Below are 21,096 nucleotides of genomic sequence, written 5' to 3' on the forward strand. Positions count from 1 at the left end.
ACAAAATTCTATATAAACATATCCTGCAAGAGTTTCTTTTTAAGTGTTTCTAGCTGAGAAATTTTCTCTTGCTGAGCTGTGATTAGGTTATCGAGGTTAGAGAAATAGGCGCCGATGGCTTGTTGTTCTTCGAGTGAAGGAGGAAGTGATACCTTTATTTTCTCTATCTGCCATAAAGAAAGCGAGGGTTGTGCTCCAATTGTTGAATCACTTTTGATAAAAGACTTTATTCTTGGACTTTTCAAAAAATTCAACATAAAAATCGCATCGTCACTCTTCAATCTAATAATTGCAATTTGCTGATTTGTATTTGCAGGTAAATCTTTTTTATCAACTATCCCAACTACCCCAAGAGTACCGACAATTGAAAACAATACATCACCTTCTTTAAGTATAGAACGTTTTAGGTATCCTAAATGTTCTTCTAAACTTGTAGAGGCTGTCCGGACCAAACTACCAGTATCTCTATTTATACTTTCGGTTTTAATATAGTTTACTTCCCCTTGCCAGCTTTTATCTTTCGGTGTGGTTCCCTTAGTTATAGTTTCAGCCCTTGATTTAAGTTCATATAATTCCCACTCGCTCTCAAATCCATCTAAACGAATCTCTGGCACTGTCTGTCCAGCTTTGGGAAACATCTTGGAGAGCATGGTCGTCTTAAGAGATTGGTAGTTAGCAAGATTATCCTTGTAGCTAGCTAGAAGTTCGTCGAGGGTGCGAAAAAGGGTGCCAATGGCGGATTGTTCTTCTAATGATGTAGGCAAACAAACCTTGAGATTTGATAAAGATTTTTGACTAACTCCTTTTGCAGTTCCTCCACTAGATAATGAAGTTAATTCATTAAATATTTTTTGGCTACGCAATAAAGTAGCTAAAAAATCTTCCCGAATTAAATTATGTTTAACTTCAAAGGCAATCGTTCGTTGACTTAGAATATACAAATCATCATTAGGAATCTGTGCAACATTTCCCATTGGTGCTTCAGTAGTAAAAACAACTTGCCCTTTATGAAGATGATTATCTCCCATCCATCGATCATACAATTCTTGATCTCCATAATTGGCATCAGCATTGAAATCAATATAGCCATTCTTTACATTTAAAGCTGATAAAGCTAGATAACCTGTATCACTCCAACTCAAACCTAATTTTTTAGGTGTTCTACCTCTATAATCTAAAATTTTATCTATGTTGGATAATAATGGTCTTTTAACCCAATCTTTTTTTCCTTCACTAAAAATAATTTTAGGTATCATTCTTTTCCTCAACTCTTATAACTCTCTATCTAAAAATTGTTTTAACTTTTTATGTAATTCATAACCTAGAATCATCATTCATCATTTTTTAATATTATATCATGAAAAATCAATATGAACGCTAATAACAAAGCAAAAAGAGAAGAAAACTCTTCTTCTCTTGTAGCACTATTCAATCATTTATCAAGTTATAAAATACTAATTAACTCATCATCAAGCAATGACTTATTGTCTCTATATTTTTCTGAATGCTCCATGTAATCTATAAAAAATTCCGGAGAAGAAGTTGTTGAATCTAGAATGTAATTCTTCTGTTTATCTTCGTTATACTGTTTATTTATTTTTATCTCTCTCAGAATTTTTTTAGAGTATGGTTTCCCATTTGAATCCTGATACATTGGTAATAGCTGTAAGCGACTAAAGATATTAGAAACATATCTTGCTGGAGATATAATATATCTCTTACTAACTATTGTTTTTGGAACCAAAATCAATAATCTATCTTTATTATTCTCCTCAGGATCCAACACATAATGACTCTCAAACTTTGCCCATTCATGACTTATGTGATCCCAATATTCAAAAGTTTTGATGTCACTGCTAATTTGAAGTCCATGTAATGCTTGTTCTAATGAAAAAACAATGAGTTCTTTCTTCAACAAACTGACAATCAAATCTGACATTCTGTCTTCGGAAAATCTTTTGATAAATAAAGGCATAGCTACTGATGTTAATGCTTTTTCTCGGACAGCTGAAACAGATGATTTCACATAACTAAAAAATTGGTCAAGCATCTTCATTGAGACACCTTTCCCTTTTGACTTATTGGAAGAATATCCTAGGTGCGTCGCATTACATTCTTTCGAATGTGAAAAAAGGTTAAATGAATCTTTTTTATTCCCTTCACAATAAATTTCATAAGACTGCTTAATAAAATCATCCACAACTCTTTTAAAATTATCTGGCAATAACAAAGGATCTACAAATAGCATAACATCTTCATTTGTATCAACATCTAAGAAGTCTAATCCTGTTTGTATTTGTTCTCTATTTAAATATTTTGATAATCGAATACCGATCACCCACTTTCTATAATATTTTGTAGAATGTAGGTTAGAATATTTTCGCTTTGATTTACAATCTATCAAATAAATGATACACTAGAAATGGAATTTTTGAATAGTGCTTTCCTGAACTAGCTAAAAATTCATAACCCTATCAAATCGTCAGAGCCCACTGACGTCTTTTTTTATTCTACATTTGTTATTATATCAATTTTCTATAGGAAGTCAAGACCAAAACACAACATAATGTATAAATTGTGTTTATTTTTTTACAAAACCACAATATGTAGTTTTTTATTCTTCTTTAAAATTTATAAACATCAAAAAAAGCCTTAAATAAGGCTTTTTTAAAGGTACTACATTATTTAATTAAAATTAAAAATCTACATATTACCTCCCCACCCTCAATGGCTCAATCACTTCTTCTATCAGTTGGGTATAGGCTTCTTTGATTTGTTTTTTATAGAGGAGGGGATTGAGGGCATCTGCCACTTCTATCTTATAGTCCTGATAGCGCTGGCTCTTGGTCAGCTGGCTCTCTCCTAGTTGTTTCTTGGCTCCCTTGCGGTAGTGTTCTACATAGTAACGGAGTTCATCCTCTCCGACATACCAACGTTTGCTAAAGACTTGGAGGTGTTGCTGGATAACCGCCTCGATCATCTGATCCAAGATATTGGCAATGGACTGACCTCGATAGCTTTCTGGCTTGTCCTGTACTTCCTTCCATAGTTCAGTGATAATCTGGGCAAGATTTGGATTGGTCTTCTCAAGGCTCTCAATATAGCTATCTACTGCCTCTCTATCTTGAGCGCTTAGGTTCTTTTCTTGACTCTGACCTTGCTCGATCAGGCTTTGGATTAAGGTTAGGATATAGGCATAGTTGATCTCATCCACTTGGATGGACTCTAGTTCATAGTGAATATCAAGGGGCTCCCCATCCTCACCACCATCATCTCTTCGGCTTTTTAATTCTGCCAGGATATTTTGATAAAAGCCTAGATAGGTTTCCAATTCTTCTGCGCTTAGTCCTGTCTGCGCGTAGATTTCTTCCTCATCATACTCTTTATAAACTCGGATAGAAGCTAGGTATTTATCGAAGACCTGATAGGCCTTGGCGAGCTTTCTCAACTCAGGTGTAGAAATCTGCTCGATTTGGAGTCCTTCCTCAGGATCATCGGTGATGAGATTTTGGAAATCACTGCAACTCCGTAAAAAGTTCCTCTTTTCCTCTTCCCAGCTTGGGGCTAGGACATCATTTTCACCACCATTTGAGTAGAGCTTGAGGGCATTGTCCACTGCTTCCTTAAAGGCTAGAGGCTTTTGGAAAGTGATGATATGACCATAAGTCTTACTGGAGTCAAAGATCCGATTGGTTCGGCTAAAGGCTTGGATCAAGTCCTGCGGTTGCATAGGCTTGCGGTCGATAAAGAGAGTTGATAGACAAGGAGCATCAAATCCCGTTAAGAGACGATTGACCACAATAACCAAGTCCAACTGCTCATTGCGATAGAGATACTTGTCTTGCTTACGGGCAAGGCGGTTATTGACATCTGTATTAAAACCACGAAGGTCTGCCATAGTAAAGTGAGTATCAAACTCTTGGTTATAGTCCTCTAAGACCTGTTTCATGTGGTCTTGGTTGGCTCTTGAGTCTTCTTCATTTTCAGTGACAGAGTAGGTGATGGTCGCCTTTGGAAAGTCTGGAAGGACCATCTTGACTCTCTCTGATACCTTGACACGTGTTTGACCAGCCTTAACTCTTTTGAGAAGGTCATAGTAGGCTTGGGCTTGAGGGATAGACTTGACCGTCAGGATGGCATTGTAGGTATTGCCCACTCCTTTTTGGAAGCCCAGTTGTTGGCGGGATTTATTGATAATGGCATCCAAGACTTCCAGCATATGCTCCTCATTTTCGTAGACGCTATCAGGTATTTCATTTTCAGCCTGGTCTGTGATGAGGGTATTACGATAATCGACCTTAAAACCTAAAACAGCTCCATCATGGATAGCTTCCTTGACTGTATACTCGTGCAAGCGTTCGCCATACTGTTGCTGGGTGGTTTGGGCTAGGTCACCGACCTGCTGGCGTTTATTTTCCTTAAAGATAGGCGTCCCTGTAAATCCATACCAGAGAGACTGTGGGAAAAATGCTTTAATGTCTTTTTGTGTTTGTGGTGTCACGGCACGGTGGCATTCATCCACGACAAAGGCCACTCGGAGTCCCTTGATTTTATCCGCATCTTTTTGGTAAAGACCTTGTTCAAACTTGCGCATCATGGTGGTGATTTTCTGGATAGTGGTCACCACGACACGCTTATCATTACTTCCTAAGCGCTTGACCAAATCATGGGTATTATCCGTTTCATCGATATCAATGACATCATTGGTCGCATAAGAGAGAAAGGATGAAGTGGTCTGTTGGTCCAAGTCCCTGCGGTCAACGACAAAAATAGTCTTTTGGATGGACGGAATTTGAAGGAGATTACGAGCTACCTTATAAGAAGTCAAGGTCTTTCCTGAACCTGTCGTATGCCAGACATAGCCTGATGCTTGCTGGCGCGAAGCTTCCTGCACCGCTTCGATAGCATGGATCTGATAGGGACGCAAGAGGATGAGAGATTTCTTGCTATCATCAAGGACAGAATACTGCATGACCATCTGGTGAGCACGAGGGATAGAAAGGACTTCGTGGGCAAAGCTGGTCAAGCTCGTTATGGGTTGGTTCTCCTTATCCACCCACTTGGTTAGAAATTGCTTGTTGAGTTTGTTTTCTCTAGCTGCAGCGATATAGCGAGTATCGACCTTGTTGGTCACAACAAACATCTGCAAGCTAGAGTAGATGCCACGAAACTTGCCTTCGCGATCATACTTTTTAATCTGATGAAAAGCATCTAAAAAAGCTACTCGGGGACTTTTAAGCTCAATTTGAATCATTGGAAGGCCATTGATCAAGAGTGTCACATCTAGCCTGCGGTCTTGATCCAGAGGATTCGCCTTGTCTCTCTCGACTTGGTTAACAACTTCATAACTGGACTTACCAGCTGCGATATTGTCTCGCCAGATAACTGATAAACGAATAGTCCCTAGGCTAGCATCTTCTCTTTGAACCTCAACCTTGGCAATACCATTTTCTCCGACCAACCACTTGGCCGCATCGTAGTAGCTGATAAAGTTGAGTTGGTTTTTTATCTGGCGTTTTTCCTGCTCTGTCAAGGGATGGTCTGCTAGAAGAGCCACATTGTTTTGGGCCAGTTTCTCAAAGAAATTGTCCCATAGTTGTTCTTCTGTTTTGAGGTCTTCCCTATAAGTCCATTGACTCTCCCCAGTTACCAGTTGGTTGATCAGTTGGTTTTCTATCTCCAGTTCTGGTTTTACTTGCATCATTCTCTCCTTTAAAGATGTTCTACTTTCTTTATTATAACATGTTTATCTTTAATTCCCCCTTCTTTTATCAAAATATGGTATAGTAGAATCATACTATCTATAAGGAGTTTCTATGTCACAGCATAAGCAAATGAAAGCTGTTTCTCCCCTTCTACAGCAAGTCATCAATATCTCATCTATCGTCGGGGGAGTCGGCACCTTGATTTTCTGTATTTGGGCCTATCAGGCAGGAGTGTTACAGTCCAAGGAAACCCTATCGGCCTTTATCCAGCAAGCTGGGGTTTGGGGGCCACCACTCTTTATCTTTTTACAGATCCTTCAAACCGTTGTTCCGATCATTCCGGGAGCTTTGACCTCAGTGGCTGGGGTCTTTATTTACGGCCACATCATCGGAACTATCTATAACTATATCGGCATCGTGATTGGCTGTGCCATTATCTTTTACCTGGTGCGTCTCTATGGAGCTGCCTTTGTTCAGTCGGTCGTCAGCAAGCGTACCTATGACAAGTACATTGGTTGGCTAGATAAGGGCAATCGTTTCGAGCGGTTCTTTATCTTTATGATGATCTGGCCTGTCAGTCCAGCTGACTTTCTCTGTATGCTGGCTGCCCTCACCAAGATGACCTTCAAACGCTATATGATTATCATCATTCTGACCAAGCCCTTTACCCTAGTGGTTTACACTTATGGTTTGACTTATATTATTGATTTCTTCTGGCAGATGTTTTGAGAATAGAAAAATCCGTTTGGTTTCCCAAGCGGATTTTTTGTTTGTTTTATTTTGCGACACTCTTAGCAAGGACAAAGTTCCCAAGTGTGGCAGAACCATTTCCAGCAACTGCTGGAGTCACGATGTAGTCACGCACATCTGGTACTGGTAGGTATCCATTGAGAAGAGCTGTAAATTTCTCACGCACACGGTCCAGCATGTGTTGTTGGGCCATAACCCCACCACCAAAGACGATGACGTCTGGACGGAACGTCACGGTAGCATTAACCGCAGCCTGAGCGATGTAGTAGGCTTGAACATCCCAGACAGAACTGTTGAGTTCGATGTTTTCACCACGAATACCTGTACGAGCTTCTAGACTTGGTCCAGCCGCAAAGCCTTCCAAACAACCCTTATGGAAAGGACAGACGCCGTTAAATTCTTTTTCTACATCCATTGGGTGTTTAGCCACATAGTAGTGACCCATCTCAGGGTGACCGACACCACCGATAAACTCACCACGTTGGATAACACCTGCACCGATCCCTGTACCGATCGTGTAGTAAACCAAGTTTTCGATACGGCCACCAGCATTGTTACGAGCAACTACTTCACCATAGGCAGAGCTGTTTACGTCGGTTGTGAAATACATGGGTACGTTGAGGGCGCGACGTAGGGCACCAAGTAGGTCTACATTTGCCCAGTGAGGTTTTGGAGTCGTTGTGATAAAACCATAGGTTTTTGAGTTTTTATCGATATCGATGGGACCGAAGGAACCGATGGCAAGGCCTGCAAGATTATCGAATTTTGAAAAGAATTCGATGGTTTTATCGATCGTCTCGATAGGAGTTGTTGTAGGAAACTGTGTTTTTTCTACAACATTAAAATTTTCATCTCCGACAGCACAGACAAACTTTGTACCGCCCGCTTCTAAGCTTCCATATAATTTTGTCATGATAAACCTCTTATCTTTGTTTTCTCTATTATAGCACATTTTAAAGGGCTAGATTTCTCAATATTTTAGATTTTCCTCTGTAAATCTTACCATCCAAGTAAAAACGAACAAACATGATATTTGTTCGTTTTGTTTTTAAATCTGATTTTCGAAGAAGACTAGGCTTTCACTTCGATGATTGCGTCACCCTTAGCAACTGATCCAGAAGCAACTGGATTTACTGAAGCAAAGTCTGCAGTGTTTGTTACGATAACCATAGTTGTGTTATCAAGACCTGCAGCAGCAATCTTAGCTGAGTCAAATGTTCCAAGAACATCTCCAGCTTTAACCTTGTCACCTTGGGCAACTTTATGGTTGAAGCCTTCACCGTTCATTGAAACAGTGTCGATACCAACGTGAATTAAGATTTCAGCACCGTTAGCTGTTCTCAATCCATAAGCATGTCCTGTTGGGAAGACGATTGTCACTTCAGCATCTGCTGGTGCGTAAACGACATCTTCACTTGGTTTTACAGCGATACCTTGTCCCATAGCTCCGCTTGAGAAGACTGGATCATCCACATTTGAAAGAGCAACGACGTCACCAACGATTGGAGTTTGGATGACACCTTCACTAGGTGAAGCAAGGGTACCAGTTACTGCTTCTTCTGTTAAACGGTCAGTTTCAGCTTCAGAAATTGCTCCTGCAACCTCTTCTACTTCATCTTCGTAACCAAACATGTAAGTAAGAGCAAAACCAAGTGCAAATGATACAGCTACCATAAGAAGGTATTGTAGAAGTTGTCCATTACCAATGTAAAGCATTGTACCTGGGATGACTGTGATACCATTACCAGTACCAGCAAGTCCTAGGATTGAAGCAAGTCCACCACCGACTGCACCAGCAATCAATGAAAGGAAGAAAGGCTTACGGAAACGCAAGTTAACCCCGAAGATAGCAGGCTCAGTAATACCTAGGAAGGCAGAAAGAGCAGCTGGGAAAGCAAGAGTTTTAAGTTTAGGATTTTTAGTTTTCACACCAACGGCAACAGTTGCAGCACCTTGAGCAGTCATAGCTGCAGTAATGATAGCGTTGAATGGGTTAGCGTGGTCAGCAGCAAGCAATTGAACTTCAAGCAAGTTGAAGATGTGGTGAACACCTGATACGACGATTAATTGGTGAACTCCACCAATCAAGAAACCACCAAGTCCGAATGGCAAGTTAAGAATAGCTTTTGTTCCAATGAGAATGTAGTTTTCAACAACGTGAAAGACTGGTCCGATAACAAACAATCCAAGGATTGACATTACAAGGAGTGTTACAAACGGTGTTACCAAGAGGTCAAGTACATCTGGAACAACCTTACGAACTGCTTTTTCAAACTTAGCTCCGACAACCCCGATGATGAAGGCTGGAAGAACTGAACCTTGCAAACCTACAACTGGGATAAATCCGAAGAACTGCATTGCAGTTACTTCACCACCAGACGCAACAGCCCAGGCATTTGGAAGTGAATCAGAAACGAGCATCATACCAAGAACGATACCAACAGCTGGGTTACCACCGAATACACGGAAAGTTGACCAAACAACCAAACCTGGCAAGATAATAAAGGCAGTGTCTGTCAAGATCTGAGTATAAGTTGTCACATCTTCTGGAAGTGTCATTCCAAGAGCAGTCAAGAGACCACGAACACCCATGAAGAGACCAGTTGCTACGATAACTGGAATGATTGGAACGAAGACGTCACCGAAAGTACGGATGGCACGTTGGAACCAATTTCCTTGTTTTGCAGCTTCTGCTTTCATATCTTCTTTAGAAGATGTTGGCAACCCAAGAGCTACGACTTCATCGTACATCTTGTTTACTGTACCAGTACCAAAGATGATTTGGTATTGACCTGAGTTAAAGAAAGCACCTTGAACTTTTTCCAAGTTCTCGATAGCATCCTTATTGATTTTCGCTTCATCTTTTACCATAACACGGAGGCGAGTCGCACAGTGAGCTACACTGTTGACGTTCTCACGTCCACCCAAGGCTTCGATGACTTTTTTTGCAATTTCTGTATTGGTCATTTGCAAAAATCTCCTTATAAAAAAATTTGTTCTTGTTTGAAAGCGATTTTACTCGCCCTACGAGTATTATTTTATCATCTTTCAAAAATATGTCAAGCGTTTTGCAGAAATTTTTATTCCCTTTCTTTTTTCTCTGATTATTTTTGCTCGTTTTTGAGGGAAATTCTCTTTTTCCTCAAAAAATATCTTTATACTTGAGGAATAAAGGTTTTTATTTACATTTTCTTTCATATTTTCGTGAAAATTTGCCAGATTTCTTTTACTTGATTTTTGGCAATCGTTTGACATATTTTTCTCTTTTTTAACATAAAAGGCTTGCTTTTTTTGCCGAAAACGTTTACTATTAATAATAGAATAGAATAGAACTTATGGAGGAAAGATAAAATGGAATGGACAACCGAGCGCCGTTACAGACGCTATGAAGATTGGTCTAATGATGAAATCAAACAAATCAAGGAAAAGATGGCACAATCTCCTTGGCATACTCGTTACCATGTTGAGCCTAAAATGGGGCTTCTCAATGATCCAAATGGCTTTTCTTATTTCGATGGCAAATGGATTCTCTTTTACCAAAACTTCCCCTTTGGTGCAGCCCATGGGTTGAAGTCTTGGGTGCAGCTTGAAAGTGATGATCTAGTTCACTTTACAGAAACTGGAGTCAAAGTTTTGCCAGATACTCCATTAGATAGCCACGGTGCCTATTCTGGTTCTGCCATGCAGTTTAGCGATCAGTTATTCCTATTTTATACGGGAAATGTTCGCGATGAAAACTGGATTCGCCACCCTTACCAGATTGGAGCCCTGATGGATAAGGATGGCAAGATTACAAAGATTGACAAGATCTTGATTGATCAGCCAGCAGACTCTACTGACCACTTCCGCGATCCGCAAATTTTTAACTTCAAGGGGCAATATTATGCTATCGTCGGTGGACAGGACTTGGAGAAAAAAGGCTTCGTCCGTCTCTACAAGGCTGTGGACAATGATTATACAAACTGGCAAGCAGTTGGCGACCTTGACTTTGCTAACGACCGCACTGCCTACATGATGGAATGTCCAAATCTAGTCTTTGTAGGCGAACAACCTGTCCTTCTCTACTGCCCACAAGGATTGGATAAAGATGTTCTAGACTATGACAATATCTATCCAAACATGTACAAAATCGGAGCTTCCTTTGATCCTGAAAATGCTAAAATGGTAGATGTGTCTCCATTGCAAAATCTAGACTATGGTTTTGAAGCCTATGCAACTCAAGCCTTCAACGCTCCAGATGGACGTGTACTAGCAGTAAGTTGGCTTGGGTTGCCAGATGTTTCTTACCCATCTGACCGTTTTGACCACCAAGGAACCTTCTCATTGGTCAAAGAACTCACTATCAAAGATGGCAAACTCTACCAATATCCTGTCTCATCTGTCAAAGAACTCCGTTCTTCTGAGGAGCCATTTTCAAATCGTACTCAAACCAATAACACCTATGAACTCGAGCTCAACTTGGAAGCCAATAGCCAAAGCGAGATTGTCTTGCTCGCTGACAAAGAAGGCAAGGGGCTTTCAATCAACTTTGACCTTGTCAATGGACAGGTGACAGTGGATCGTAGTCAGGCTGGTGAGCAGTACGCCCAAGAATTTGGTACAACTCGCTCTTGCCCAATCGATAACCAAGCTACTACTGCCACTATCTTCATCGACAAGTCAGTCTTTGAAATTTTCATCAATAAAGGAGAAAAAGTATTTTCTGGTCGTGTCTTCCCACATGCGGACCAAAATGGTATCCTCATCAAGTCTGGAAACCCAACTGGAACTTACTATGAATTAGATTATGGTCGCAAAACTAACTGATGTCGCAAAACTTGCAGGCGTCAGCCCCACTACCGTCTCACGGGTCATCAATAAAAAGGGATATCTATCTGAGAAAACCATTCAAAAGGTTAATGAAGCCATGCGAGAGCTAGGCTATAAGCCCAATAATCTGGCTCGTAGCCTCCAAGGAAAATCTGCCAAGTTGATTGGACTTATTTTTCCAAACATCAGTCATGTCTTTTATGCGGAGTTGATTGACAAGTTGGAACACCAACTCTTCAAAAATGGCTACAAGACCATCATCTGTAACAGCGAACACGACTCTGAAAAAGAACGGGAGTACATTGAAATGCTGGAGGCCAATCAGGTCGATGGTATCATTTCTGGAAGTCACAACTTGGGAATCGAAGACTACAATCGTGTGACGGCACCGATTATTTCCTTTGACCGAAATCTATCACCAGACATCCCTGTCGTCTCCTCTGATAACTACGGTGGCGGTGTCCTCGCAGCCCAAACTTTGGTCAAGACAGGCGCCCAGTCTATCATCATGATTACAGGAAATGACAACTCGAACTCACCGACTGGACTGCGCCATGCTGGCTTTGCCTCTGTTCTCCCGAAAGCGCCTATTATCAATGTTTCGAGTGACTTTTCTCCCGTCAGAAAAGAAATGGAAATCAAGAATATCTTGACCCATCAGAAACCAGATGCGATTTTTGCTTCGGATGATTTGACAGCTATCCTGGTTATCAAAATTGCTCAAGAGCTGGGAATTTCTGTTCCTGAAGAGCTCAAGATCATCGGTTATGATGGGACCTACTTTATCGAGAACTACTATCCTCATCTGACAACGATTAAGCAGCCTATGAAAGAGATTGCCCAACTCACTGTCGATCTTCTCCTGCAGAAAATTGAGGGCAAGGAAGTCGCGACAACTGGTTATTTCTTACCAGTCACACTATTACCAGGAAAAAGTATTTAATACTCTTCGAAAATCAAATTCAAACCACGTCAGCGTCGCCTTACCGTACTCAAGTACAGCTTACGGCTAGCTTCCTAGTTTGCTCTTTGATTTTCATTGAGTATAAACACAAGAAAACTCAGACTGATTCGTCTGAGTTTTTTATGATCTTAAGTTTTCGAGATAGCGCTGGGCTGTCTCTAAGTTAAAGGTTTTATCTGCGATGAGGCGCTCAACTAGGGGAGCAACTTCAGACTCACTAGCCCCAGCTAGGAGAGCTAGGGATTTGGCCTGTAATTTCATGTGGCCTTGCTGGATTCCTGTACTTACCAAGGCTTTGAGGGCCGCAAAGTTTTGGGCAAGCCCAATGGACACGATAATCTGAGCTAATTCCTTGGCAGAAGGATTTCCCAGTAGTTCATGACTGAGGGCTACACGAGGATTAAGACCGATAGAGCCACCCTTGGTCGCTACGGGCATGGGTAGGGTCATCTCACCGATCAATTCTTCTCTTTCCATGTCCAGCGTCCATTGACTAAGACCTTGATAGTGCCCATCTCGACTGGCAAAGGCATGAGCCCCAGCTTCGATGGCACGCCAGTCATTACCAGTAGCTATTAAAATAGCATCAATACCATTAAAAATCCCTTTATTATGGGTAGCTGCTCGGTAAGGGTCTGTCTGCGCAAACTGACTAGCCAAGGCTATTTTCTCCGCAATTTCTCGTCCTTGATCCCTTTGAGGACTCAAGTAGCGAAAGGCGATACGACAGCTTGCAGTCACCAGAGAATCGGTCGCATAGTTGGACAAAATACCCATGAGACTCTGTCCCTGACTGAGTTCTTCTAAGACTGGTTTCAAGGCTTCCAGCATGGTGTTGAGCATATTGGCTCCCATGGCTTCTTGGGTATCAACATGGAGATAGACAACGAGAAAGTCTGTTTCTCCTTTGATCTGCTCTACATGCAAATCACGCGCCCCACCACCACGTTTGACGATAGAAGGATAGGCTTGATTGGCAAGTTCCAAGAGCTCCGCTTTCTTGCTGGCAATCTTCACTTGCGCTTGTTCAGGATTAGCAACGTGGTAAAGAGCTACCTGACCAATCATCTGGCGCTCATGTACTTGAGCAGTAAAGCCACCTGCTCGCTTGATGATTCTGCTGGCATAGCTGGCCGCAGCAACTACTGAGGGTTCTTCTGTCACATAGGGAACTGTGTAGTTCTGACCGTTCACCAAAAGCTCTGGAACGATAGAATAAGGCAGAGAAAAAGTTCCCACCACATTCTCACTCAGCTGGTCTGCAACAGCCAAGCTGACTTGTTCATCTTGCTCCAGACTTGTTTGCTTTTCAGGACTAAGGAGCGCCTGAGCTCGCAACAACTCCAGGCGCTCATGATATGATTTTTTAGAAAATCCATTCCAACTTATCTTCATTATTTTTCAACCTTGCTATAACGGCGTTGGTGGTCGAGAATCTCAACCAAGGCATAGTCTTGATGTTCATAGCCTGCAAATCGGGCTGAACCAGACTCATCCAACTGCAATTCTTCGAAGAAGACTTTTTCATAGTCTGTAACAGACAATGCTGTACGTTGTTTGAGTTTGCTCAAGCGATCCTTATCAAGGTAAGCCTCATAACCTTCGACCAGCTCTCCACTAAAGAACTCTGAAACGGCTCCACTTCCGTAACTGTAGAGGGCAATTTTATCTCCAGCCTTCAAAGTCTCTGCATTTTCCAAAAGAGAAAGGAGGCCGAGGAAGAGGGAACCTGTGTAGATATTCCCAATCATCTGACTGTAGAGAATAGACTTGTCAAAGTTCTCTTGCAAACTATCCTGTTTTTCTTTAGACAAAGTTTTGTCCATCATCTTGCGCAAGCCTTTTAGGGCCAACTTAGGATAAGGCAAGTGGAAGCAGATAGCCGCAAAGTCATCCATAGTCCAATCATAGCGTTTCTTGTATTCATCCCAAGTCGTTGTCAGGCAATCAAGATACTGTTGGGTCGAGTACATGCCGTTTACATAGGGAGTGCTTGAATAGTTCGGACGCCAGAAATCCATGATGTCGCGCGTTTGGGCAACGTTATCATTGTTAAAGGCCATGATGCGCGGATTTTGGGTGATCAACATCGCCACACTTCCAGCACCCTGGGTTGGTTCACCTGGAGTTCCCACACCATACTTGGCAATATCACTGGCAATGACCAAAACCTTAGACTCTGGAGAATTTTCCACATGCAATTTAGCATAATGAAGAGCAGCTGTTGCTCCGTAACAGGCTTCTTTGATTTCAAAACTACGAGCGAAAGGCTGAATGCCTAATAGGCCATGAACAAAGACTGCCGCCGCCTTACTCTGGTCAATCCCTGACTCGGTCGCCACGATGACCATATCGATTTCTTCTTTTTCTTTGTCTGTTAAAATAGAGTTGCTTGCACTAGCTGCCAAGGTAACAATGTCCTCAGTCAGTGGCGCAATACTAATTTCATTTAACAAGAGTCCCTTGCTAAATTTTTCGGGGTCAACTCCCCTCGCTTCTGCTAAGTCTTGTAATTTCAAGACATATTGACTGGTCGCAAAACCAATCTTATCAATACCGATTGTCATATTTACCTCTGTTTTTTCATTCATTGTAAAAAATCGTTTCATTCTATTTTATCACAAATAGGGACAAAAGAGAGAAAAAAGACTTGATTCACCAAATCAAGTCTTTGCTTTGACTGCATTAGGAAGAGATTCTTCGTTGCTTTCGGATGTAGTAATAAAGCTTTAGAATTACCGTTCCACTTGCCATTCCGATAGAAATGACCAGAGCTAACATAACCACCAAAGTCGCGCTGGCAAGGGCATGGCTGTAATCGCCTGTCACAAAGAAAGCTGTCGTTCGATAGGATAAATAACCTGGCACCAAAGGGGCAAGAATGGCCAAGACAAAAACCACTGCTGGTGTCTTATAGACAATACTTAAAATCTGGCTGATGCAAGAGCCAATTACTGCCGCGATAAAGGTCGCAACAATAACATTGGTCGGTTCTTTGAGCACGAGATAAAGGAGCCAAACGCCCATTCCCAAAACACCACCAGGCAAGAGCATGGAACGCTGGACATTTAGTACGATTAGAAAGGTGATAATGGCGAGCAAACTCGCTACTGCTTGGAGTAAAATACTTGTTAGAGTCATCTTATGTCATCAAAACCAGGGCTACAGAGGTGCCGGCCCCTAAAGCGAGGGTAATGAGCAGGGATTCAAACATCTTGCTCATACCAGAGTTGATATGATTGGTCATGATATCTCGAACCGCATTGGTCAGAGCAATACCTGGAACAAAGGGCATGACGGCTCCTGCTATGATCAGGTCTGCCGTCGAAGGAAATCCAGTATAGCGAGCCCAGAGCTGGGCAATCAAGCCAAAAACAAAGGCACCCGCAAAAGCTGTTACAAAAGGAATTCGGATAAACTTCTCGACATAGAGAGAGAAGGCAAAACCAAATAAGGTCGCAACGCCTGCTCCAAAAGCATCATAGACATTGCCACCAAACATAATCGAGAAGAAAGGAGCGCTGAGGGTTGCTGCTACAGTCACTTGAAGCTTGCTATAAGGAAGAGCTTGATTTCTGATTTCCTTCAGCTTTTCAAAAGCTGTAGAAAGATCAATCTGGCCACCCACAAGCTCCCGTGATACTTGGTTGACATCACAGACTTTTTCGATGTTATAGGAGGATGACGTCACCCGTTTCATCCGAGAAATATTGGTATTTTCAATCGAAAAGAAAATAGCTGCGGGCATGGCAAGAACATTGCAATCCACTATTCCCTGTGAATGGGCAATGCGAATCATGGTGTCCTCAACCCGATGAATCTCCGAACCACTTTTCAAGAGAATGGTTCCAGCTAGCATAATCACATCAATGACAGCATTTAACTCTTTTGATTCGTCCATTTTCTACTCCTATTTTCTACTCCCTTTATTCTATCACAAAAGTTCATGAAAAAAAATCTTTGTCATGAAATCATGACAAAGATTGGGTTAATTTCGTTCATTGCTTGACGTTCTACCGCCATCTGAAGAATCCGTTGTAGGGTTGCTACCTTGATTGTTACTCTGTGAAGGCGTCGTGTCTGTTCCTGGATTTCCGTGTTGAGACGAACTTGATGAAGAAGGAAGTGGTTTTGGTTTATAAATAGAAATCTTAACACGTGTTTTATTGAGATCTACCTTTTCTCCAGGTTTAGGGTCCTGACTAACAACTGTTCCTGCAGTAGTTCCTTCAGGAGCAGTTGATACTTCCACAACTTCGATATTAGCCTCTTTTACACCAACAATCTGAGTCAAATTGTTCTTAGTAAATTCGAGACTTGAACCAATGTAACTTGGCATCGAAACGCTGGTCACCTTCTTAGCAACTGTTAAGGTAATCGTGCTGGCTTTCGTGAGATCGTAAGTACTTCCTGCAGCTGGGGTTTGCCTAATGACTGTTCCTGGATCGCTTTCGCTAGATTCCTCTTCCTCGATCTTGATAAGATTTTCTGGAACCTTTTTCTCTTTGAGCTCTGCGACAACATCCGAGGACTTACGTCCTACATAGTTACTTAGTTGGAAGGATTGCTTACCTGATGAAACGATTAGATTTACTTTACTTCCTTCTTTTCGACCGCTTCTAGCTTCTGGATCTGTTCGAATGACGCGACCTTCGGCTACTGTGTCGCTGGCCTCTGTCTTTTCTTCACCTACTTCAAAATTAGCTTTCTTCAGTGTCTCTTTAGCTTCAGCAACTGTCTGTCCCGATACATCTGGAATAGCAATAGTCGCTGGAGTTCGGGAGAAGATCCAAATCAAAGAGGCTGCAACTAGCAAGGCACTGGCCAGTAAAATCATATAGCGAGCTTTAAACTTCCGTTTTTTCGCTGGTTTTGGTACTGGTGCTTCATCTACCACCTGCTGAGTCTGCTGTTTTGATTGAGGTCGCTCTAATTGTGGCTTAGCCTTCGGAATAGAGGTCAGAGTGCTTTGTGGAACTTTAGGCAAGGTCTTGGTATCAACCTTGCTTGCCTCATCAAAGACTAGCTTTGGTTCTCTCCTACGATTGTGAGACAAACAACTCGACAAGTCCACATACATTTCTGATACAGACTGATAACGATCTGTCAATTTCTTGGCCGTTGCCTTGATAACGACATTTTCCAAAGCTTGTGGTACTGCTGGATTCTCAGCAATAACAGATGGAAGTGGTTTTTGGAAATGCTGGAGGGCAATAGTCACTGCACTATCCCCATCATAAGGGATATGTCCAGTCAACATTTCATAGAAAATAATCCCCATAGCATAGATGTCACTCTGCACAGTTGCCTTGGAACCGCGGGCCTGCTCAGGTGAGAGATAGTGGACTGAACCGAGCATGGAGTTGGTCTGTGTCAGACTGGTCTCTGCAAAAGCCACGGCAATCCCAAAGTCTGTAACTTTGGCAGTTCCATCTGGTGTCAATAGGATATTTTGAGGTTTCAAATCTCGGTGGATAATCCCTCTCGTATGCGCCAGACGCATCGCCAAGAGAATCTGTCCCATAATACGGACGGCTTCTTCGTTTGAGAGAGGAGAGTGTTCTTTAATATAACGTTTGAGGTCCAGCCCTGCCACATACTCCATAGCTAGATACTGCTGACCGTCTTCTTCACCGATATCTGTTATTCGAACGATATGGGGATGATCCAGATCCGCCATGGCTCTCGCTTCACGTTGAAAACGTGCCACAGCAATCGGATCTGTCTGATAGTTAGTCCTCAGGACCTTAACCGCCACTTCTTCCCCGTCTAGGATCAAATCCTTGGCCAAGTAAACATCCGCCATGCCTCCTCGACCAATCTGTTTGATAATCCGATATCGTCCGGCAAAAATCTTGCCGATCTGGATCATTCTACTTCCTCCTCATTCATGTGAACAAGGGCAACCGTGATATTATCTAAGCCTCCTGCATTGTTTGCAAAACGAATCAAAGTTGCCGCCTTGTCTGCCAAGGAAATATCACTCGTTACAATATCGTAGATATCGCTTCCTGAGATCATATTGGTCAAGCCGTCACTGTTGAGCAAGAGGTAGTCTCCTGGCTCTAGGCTAACCATGCCAAAATCTGGTTGAATTTCATCTTTTTGCCCAATGGATTGGGTAATGATATTTTTCTGTGGATGAATTTCTGCCTCCTCTGGAGTTAGCTGACCAGCCTTTAGCAGAGCATTAACCAAAGAATGATCACTTGTGAGCTGGCGATAATTTTCACCACGGATCAAACCGATACGAGAATCACCGATATGGGCATAAATAGCTTGATTTCCAATAATGGCTACTGCTTCAAGCGTTGTTCCCATCCCCTTATAGGCTTCGTCTTTCCCCATCTGATGAATTTTTTGATTTTCAAGTTCCAGATAGTGGGCAAACCATTCACGGACCTCATTGACGGTGTCGATTTGGGTATCAACCCAAGCCACGCCCAGGTCTGTTACCGCCATCTCACTAGCGATATTGCCTGCACGGTGTCCTCCCATCCCGTCAGCCAAGAGGATCATGGTGCGCCCTGCTCGGTTGACAAAGTGATTGACATAGTCTTGGTTATTTGTTCGTTTCTGACCAACATCTGTTAATAATGCTATTTCCATTGTGTCAGTTCCTTCCTAATCAGATATCTTGCGGAATTGGCTGATAAAGAATCCATCACTTCCGTACAATTCAGGAGTAATTAAGATACAGCCGTCCTTCAAAATATCCTTGCATTCATGTTCTAGTTTAACCTGCTCAAACTCGGGGTGACTTTCTAAAAATGCCTCAACGACGTGAAAGTTTTCCTCTGAGACGATAGTGCAGGTACTATACGTTATTATACCACCTTTTCGTAAGGTTTGACAAACACTACCTAGTATTTCCAGCTGAATTTGCTGTAATGATGCGAAATCCGCCATTTCTTTATTGTATTTGATATCCGGTTTTCGGCGCAAGAGTCCAATCCCAGAACAAGGAGCATCTACTAAAATCTTGTCAAACGAGTCACGATCGAAAAACTCATGAACTTTTCTGGCGTCCAATTTTTGCGTTTGCACTCGATCTGCTACCCCCAAACGTTGGGCGTTTTCTTGGATCAAGTCCAACTTGTGATCATAAAGGTCCAAAGCCGTCACCTTACCCGATGTGAGGTAAGAGGCCATATGGACTGTTTTTCCGCCAGGAGCGGCACAGGCATCCAGTACCTGCTCATCACCTTGTAGAACAAGAGTCGGAGCAACCAGTTGACTGGACTCGTCTTGGATGGTTATAGCCCCTTCTGCGAACAAATCATGTCCTGCAAAGTGGCCTTGCTCCTTGACCAGACCAGTGGCCGCTAAAGGGGAATCAGTTACCTCTAACAAAGCTTTGATTTCCTCTTTTCGGCTTAAGTCGGTCACTCGTATGCTGGCTTTGCTGCGCACCAAGAGACTTTTAAAGATGGCTTGTGCTCGCTCTTCGCCGTATTCTTCCTTGAGCTTAGACACTAGCCAAACTGGGAGAGAATAGGAAATGGAATCACGCTTATTTTTTCGCTTAATGCTGTCAATATCTGGCCAGCCTTCTCGCAAAATACGACGCAGGACGGCGTTAACCAGTTTTTCACTGCCTTTTTTACGGGCTTTGGCTAGTTCCACCGCTTCATTGACCACTGCGTGATTGGGAACCTTATCCAGATACCGAAGTTGGTAGGCGCTCAGAAGGAGCAGGATATAGAGCCAGTTATCAAGCTTATCCCGGTCTTCGATAAAGTGTGACAGGTACCATTCCAGAGTGAGTTTTCGGGCTACCGTTCCGTAAACAATCTCTGTCACCAAGCCCTTATCTGCTACCGAGAGTTGACTCCCCTTGAGGTGTTTGTTTAAAGCAATATTTGAGTATGCTTGGTTAACCAAAACATCCTCTAGTACTGCTAGAGCTAGACTTCTAGCCGTTTCTACTTTAGTCACCAAATCGTTCTCCTACAGTCAATGTCCGTCCCACTCCGTTGAGGAAGGAAGCGATATCCATCTTAGGCTTACCAGCTGGCTGTACTTGCTTGAGGGATAGAGCTCCTTCCGCCGTTGCAACGATCAATTCTTTCTTGCCAATAGAGAGGATCTCGCCTGGATTTCCCTGACCTTCTACTGGTAGAGCTTCATAAATCTTAAAGCGGTCTCCCTTGAGAAAAGTATGGGCAACAGGCCATGGATTCATTCCTCTGATTTGGTTAAAGAGTTGACGGTTAGTTTTAGTCCAATCCAGTCTTTCTTCCTCTGGCTTGATATTTGGCGAGAAAGTGACTTGACTAGGATCTTGTGGTTCAGGTTGGATTTTTCCTGCTAGATAGCCAGGTAGCGTATCCAAAAGCAAATCGCGACCAACGATTGCTAATTTTTCAAACAAGGTGCCGACATTGTCCTCATCTGTGATAGGGATGCTGCGACGGGAAATCATATCCCCTGCATCCATCTCCTTGACCATCTCCATAATGGTCACGCCAGCTTCCTCATCCCCTTGAATCAAGGCATAATGAATGGGCGCGCCACCACGGTGTTTGGGAAGGAGGGAAGCGTGAACGTTGACCGCAAAGTTCATGCTATCAAGGAGTTTACTTGGGAGAAACTGCCCAAAAGCAGCAGTGATAATCCCATCAGCTCCTAGCTTCATAATGGCTTCCATCTCTGGACTTCCAGATAATTTTTCAGGTTGGTAGATAGGAAGGCCTGCTTCTTTGGCAGCCTGCTTGACTGGGGTTTCTTGGATTACTTTTTTACGACCGACAGCGCGATCTGGCTGGGTCACAACAGCTAGAATCTCGTAACGGTCATCTGATAACAACCCCTTCAAAACTGTCGCTGAAAATTCAGGTGTCCCCATAAAGATTAGTTTTGTCATTT

General features: G+C 42.5%; 17 protein-coding genes. 3 read left to right on the top strand and 14 right to left on the bottom strand.

The features are described 5' to 3' along the window. Window positions 1-8: 8 nt before the first annotated feature. From B7705_RS09460 to B7705_RS09470, 3 genes are all read right to left on the bottom strand, one after another. On the bottom strand, window positions 9-1,256 hold the full coding sequence (locus B7705_RS09460) for a restriction endonuclease subunit S (protein ID WP_084949198.1): 1,248 nt from the start codon (window positions 1,254-1,256) through the stop codon (window positions 9-11). A gap of 188 nt (window positions 1,257-1,444) precedes the next feature. Further along, a complete protein-coding gene (locus B7705_RS09465) occupies window positions 1,445-2,338 on the bottom strand; it encodes a hypothetical protein (RefSeq protein ID WP_084949199.1) in 894 nt (297 codons plus the stop codon). Between the two features lie 372 nt (window positions 2,339-2,710). Continuing rightward, window positions 2,711-5,704 (bottom strand): type I restriction endonuclease subunit R, encoded by a 2,994-nt coding sequence (locus B7705_RS09470; protein WP_084949201.1) that lies wholly within the window; start codon window positions 5,702-5,704, stop codon window positions 2,711-2,713. A 112-nt stretch (window positions 5,705-5,816) separates the two neighbouring features. Between B7705_RS09470 and B7705_RS09475 the strand changes: the two genes are divergently transcribed. After that, window positions 5,817-6,434 carry a TVP38/TMEM64 family protein gene (locus B7705_RS09475; protein WP_000077675.1) on the top strand — a complete coding sequence of 206 codons (618 nt, stop codon included), beginning with the start codon at window positions 5,817-5,819 and terminating at the stop codon, window positions 6,432-6,434. A gap of 46 nt (window positions 6,435-6,480) precedes the next feature. Here the strand turns inward: B7705_RS09475 and scrK are convergent, their stop codons facing one another. From scrK to B7705_RS09760, 3 genes are all read right to left on the bottom strand, one after another. Further along, window positions 6,481-7,368 (bottom strand): fructokinase ScrK, encoded by an 888-nt coding sequence (gene scrK / locus B7705_RS09480; protein ID WP_000164288.1) that lies wholly within the window; start codon window positions 7,366-7,368, stop codon window positions 6,481-6,483. A 158-nt stretch (window positions 7,369-7,526) separates the two neighbouring features. Further along, on the bottom strand, window positions 7,527-9,422 hold the full coding sequence (locus tag B7705_RS09485; protein ID WP_084949202.1) for a sucrose-specific PTS transporter subunit IIBC: 1,896 nt from the start codon (window positions 9,420-9,422) through the stop codon (window positions 7,527-7,529). Between the two features lie 81 nt (window positions 9,423-9,503). After that, window positions 9,504-9,710 carry a hypothetical protein gene (locus B7705_RS09760; RefSeq protein ID WP_158086002.1) on the bottom strand — a complete coding sequence of 69 codons (207 nt, stop codon included), beginning with the start codon at window positions 9,708-9,710 and terminating at the stop codon, window positions 9,504-9,506. A 96-nt stretch (window positions 9,711-9,806) separates the two neighbouring features. Between B7705_RS09760 and B7705_RS09490 the strand changes: the two genes are divergently transcribed. Together B7705_RS09490 and B7705_RS09495 are read left to right on the top strand one after the other, a co-directional pair. Next, window positions 9,807-11,261, top strand: coding sequence for a sucrose-6-phosphate hydrolase (locus B7705_RS09490; protein ID WP_084949204.1), 1,455 nt, complete (start codon window positions 9,807-9,809; stop codon window positions 11,259-11,261). Continuing rightward, window positions 11,242-12,207, top strand: coding sequence for a LacI family DNA-binding transcriptional regulator (locus tag B7705_RS09495; protein ID WP_084949205.1), 966 nt, complete (start codon window positions 11,242-11,244; stop codon window positions 12,205-12,207). The genes B7705_RS09490 and B7705_RS09495 overlap by 20 nt, the downstream gene beginning before the upstream one ends. A 141-nt stretch (window positions 12,208-12,348) precedes the next feature. Here the strand turns inward: B7705_RS09495 and B7705_RS09505 are convergent, their stop codons facing one another. From B7705_RS09505 to fmt, 8 genes are all read right to left on the bottom strand, one after another. Beyond that, on the bottom strand, window positions 12,349-13,623 hold the full coding sequence (locus B7705_RS09505; protein WP_084949207.1) for a hydroxymethylglutaryl-CoA reductase, degradative: 1,275 nt from the start codon (window positions 13,621-13,623) through the stop codon (window positions 12,349-12,351). Then, entirely contained in the window at window positions 13,623-14,795 is a 1,173-nt protein-coding gene (locus tag B7705_RS09510) for a hydroxymethylglutaryl-CoA synthase (protein WP_084949244.1), read from the bottom strand. The genes B7705_RS09505 and B7705_RS09510 overlap by 1 nt, the downstream gene beginning before the upstream one ends. A gap of 118 nt (window positions 14,796-14,913) precedes the next feature. Further along, window positions 14,914-15,369, bottom strand: coding sequence for a threonine/serine exporter family protein (locus B7705_RS09515; RefSeq protein WP_038804825.1), 456 nt, complete (start codon window positions 15,367-15,369; stop codon window positions 14,914-14,916). 1 nt (window position 15,370) lies between these two features. Next, the gene (locus B7705_RS09520) at window positions 15,371-16,129 is read right to left on the bottom strand and encodes a threonine/serine exporter family protein (RefSeq protein ID WP_084949209.1); all 759 of its coding nucleotides are present in this window, start codon (window positions 16,127-16,129) and stop codon (window positions 15,371-15,373) included. A gap of 87 nt (window positions 16,130-16,216) precedes the next feature. Continuing rightward, entirely contained in the window at window positions 16,217-18,100 is a 1,884-nt protein-coding gene (pknB, locus tag B7705_RS09525; protein WP_084949210.1) for a Stk1 family PASTA domain-containing Ser/Thr kinase, read from the bottom strand. After that, the gene (locus tag B7705_RS09530; RefSeq protein WP_038804821.1) at window positions 18,097-18,837 is read right to left on the bottom strand and encodes a Stp1/IreP family PP2C-type Ser/Thr phosphatase; all 741 of its coding nucleotides are present in this window, start codon (window positions 18,835-18,837) and stop codon (window positions 18,097-18,099) included. Before B7705_RS09530 ends, pknB begins: the two co-directional genes overlap by 4 nt. 15 nt (window positions 18,838-18,852) lie before the next feature. Then, window positions 18,853-20,166, bottom strand: coding sequence for a 16S rRNA (cytosine(967)-C(5))-methyltransferase RsmB (gene rsmB / locus B7705_RS09535; RefSeq protein ID WP_162284893.1), 1,314 nt, complete (start codon window positions 20,164-20,166; stop codon window positions 18,853-18,855). Next, complete coding sequence (fmt, locus tag B7705_RS09540; protein ID WP_084949214.1) at window positions 20,159-21,094, bottom strand: methionyl-tRNA formyltransferase; 936 nt, start codon at window positions 21,092-21,094, stop codon at window positions 20,159-20,161. The genes rsmB and fmt overlap by 8 nt, the downstream gene beginning before the upstream one ends. Window positions 21,095-21,096: the final 2 nt, after the last annotated feature.

This window comes from Streptococcus oralis subsp. dentisani (assembly GCF_002096685.1).
GTDB classification, from domain to species: domain Bacteria; phylum Bacillota; class Bacilli; order Lactobacillales; family Streptococcaceae; genus Streptococcus; species Streptococcus oralis_AD.

Coding starts and splice junctions, on each gene's coding strand:
- B7705_RS09460 (WP_084949198.1), bottom strand. CDS start 1,256: ATGATACCTAAAATTATTTTTAGTGAAGGAAAAAAAGATTGGGTTAAA.
- B7705_RS09470 (WP_084949201.1), bottom strand. CDS start 5,704: ATGATGCAAGTAAAACCAGAACTGGAGATAGAAAACCAACTGATCAAC.
- B7705_RS09475 (WP_000077675.1), top strand. CDS start 5,817: ATGTCACAGCATAAGCAAATGAAAGCTGTTTCTCCCCTTCTACAGCAA.
- scrK (WP_000164288.1), bottom strand. CDS start 7,368: ATGACAAAATTATATGGAAGCTTAGAAGCGGGCGGTACAAAGTTTGTC.
- B7705_RS09485 (WP_084949202.1), bottom strand. CDS start 9,422: ATGACCAATACAGAAATTGCAAAAAAAGTCATCGAAGCCTTGGGTGGA.
- B7705_RS09760 (WP_158086002.1), bottom strand. CDS start 9,710: ATGTCAAACGATTGCCAAAAATCAAGTAAAAGAAATCTGGCAAATTTT.
- B7705_RS09490 (WP_084949204.1), top strand. CDS start 9,807: ATGGAATGGACAACCGAGCGCCGTTACAGACGCTATGAAGATTGGTCT.
- B7705_RS09495 (WP_084949205.1), top strand. CDS start 11,242: ATGGTCGCAAAACTAACTGATGTCGCAAAACTTGCAGGCGTCAGCCCC.
- B7705_RS09505 (WP_084949207.1), bottom strand. CDS start 13,623: ATGAAGATAAGTTGGAATGGATTTTCTAAAAAATCATATCATGAGCGC.
- B7705_RS09510 (WP_084949244.1), bottom strand. CDS start 14,795: ATGACAATCGGTATTGATAAGATTGGTTTTGCGACCAGTCAATATGTC.
- B7705_RS09515 (WP_038804825.1), bottom strand. CDS start 15,369: ATGACTCTAACAAGTATTTTACTCCAAGCAGTAGCGAGTTTGCTCGCC.
- B7705_RS09520 (WP_084949209.1), bottom strand. CDS start 16,129: ATGGACGAATCAAAAGAGTTAAATGCTGTCATTGATGTGATTATGCTA.
- pknB (WP_084949210.1), bottom strand. CDS start 18,100: ATGATCCAGATCGGCAAGATTTTTGCCGGACGATATCGGATTATCAAA.
- B7705_RS09530 (WP_038804821.1), bottom strand. CDS start 18,837: ATGGAAATAGCATTATTAACAGATGTTGGTCAGAAACGAACAAATAAC.
- fmt (WP_084949214.1), bottom strand. CDS start 21,094: ATGACAAAACTAATCTTTATGGGGACACCTGAATTTTCAGCGACAGTT.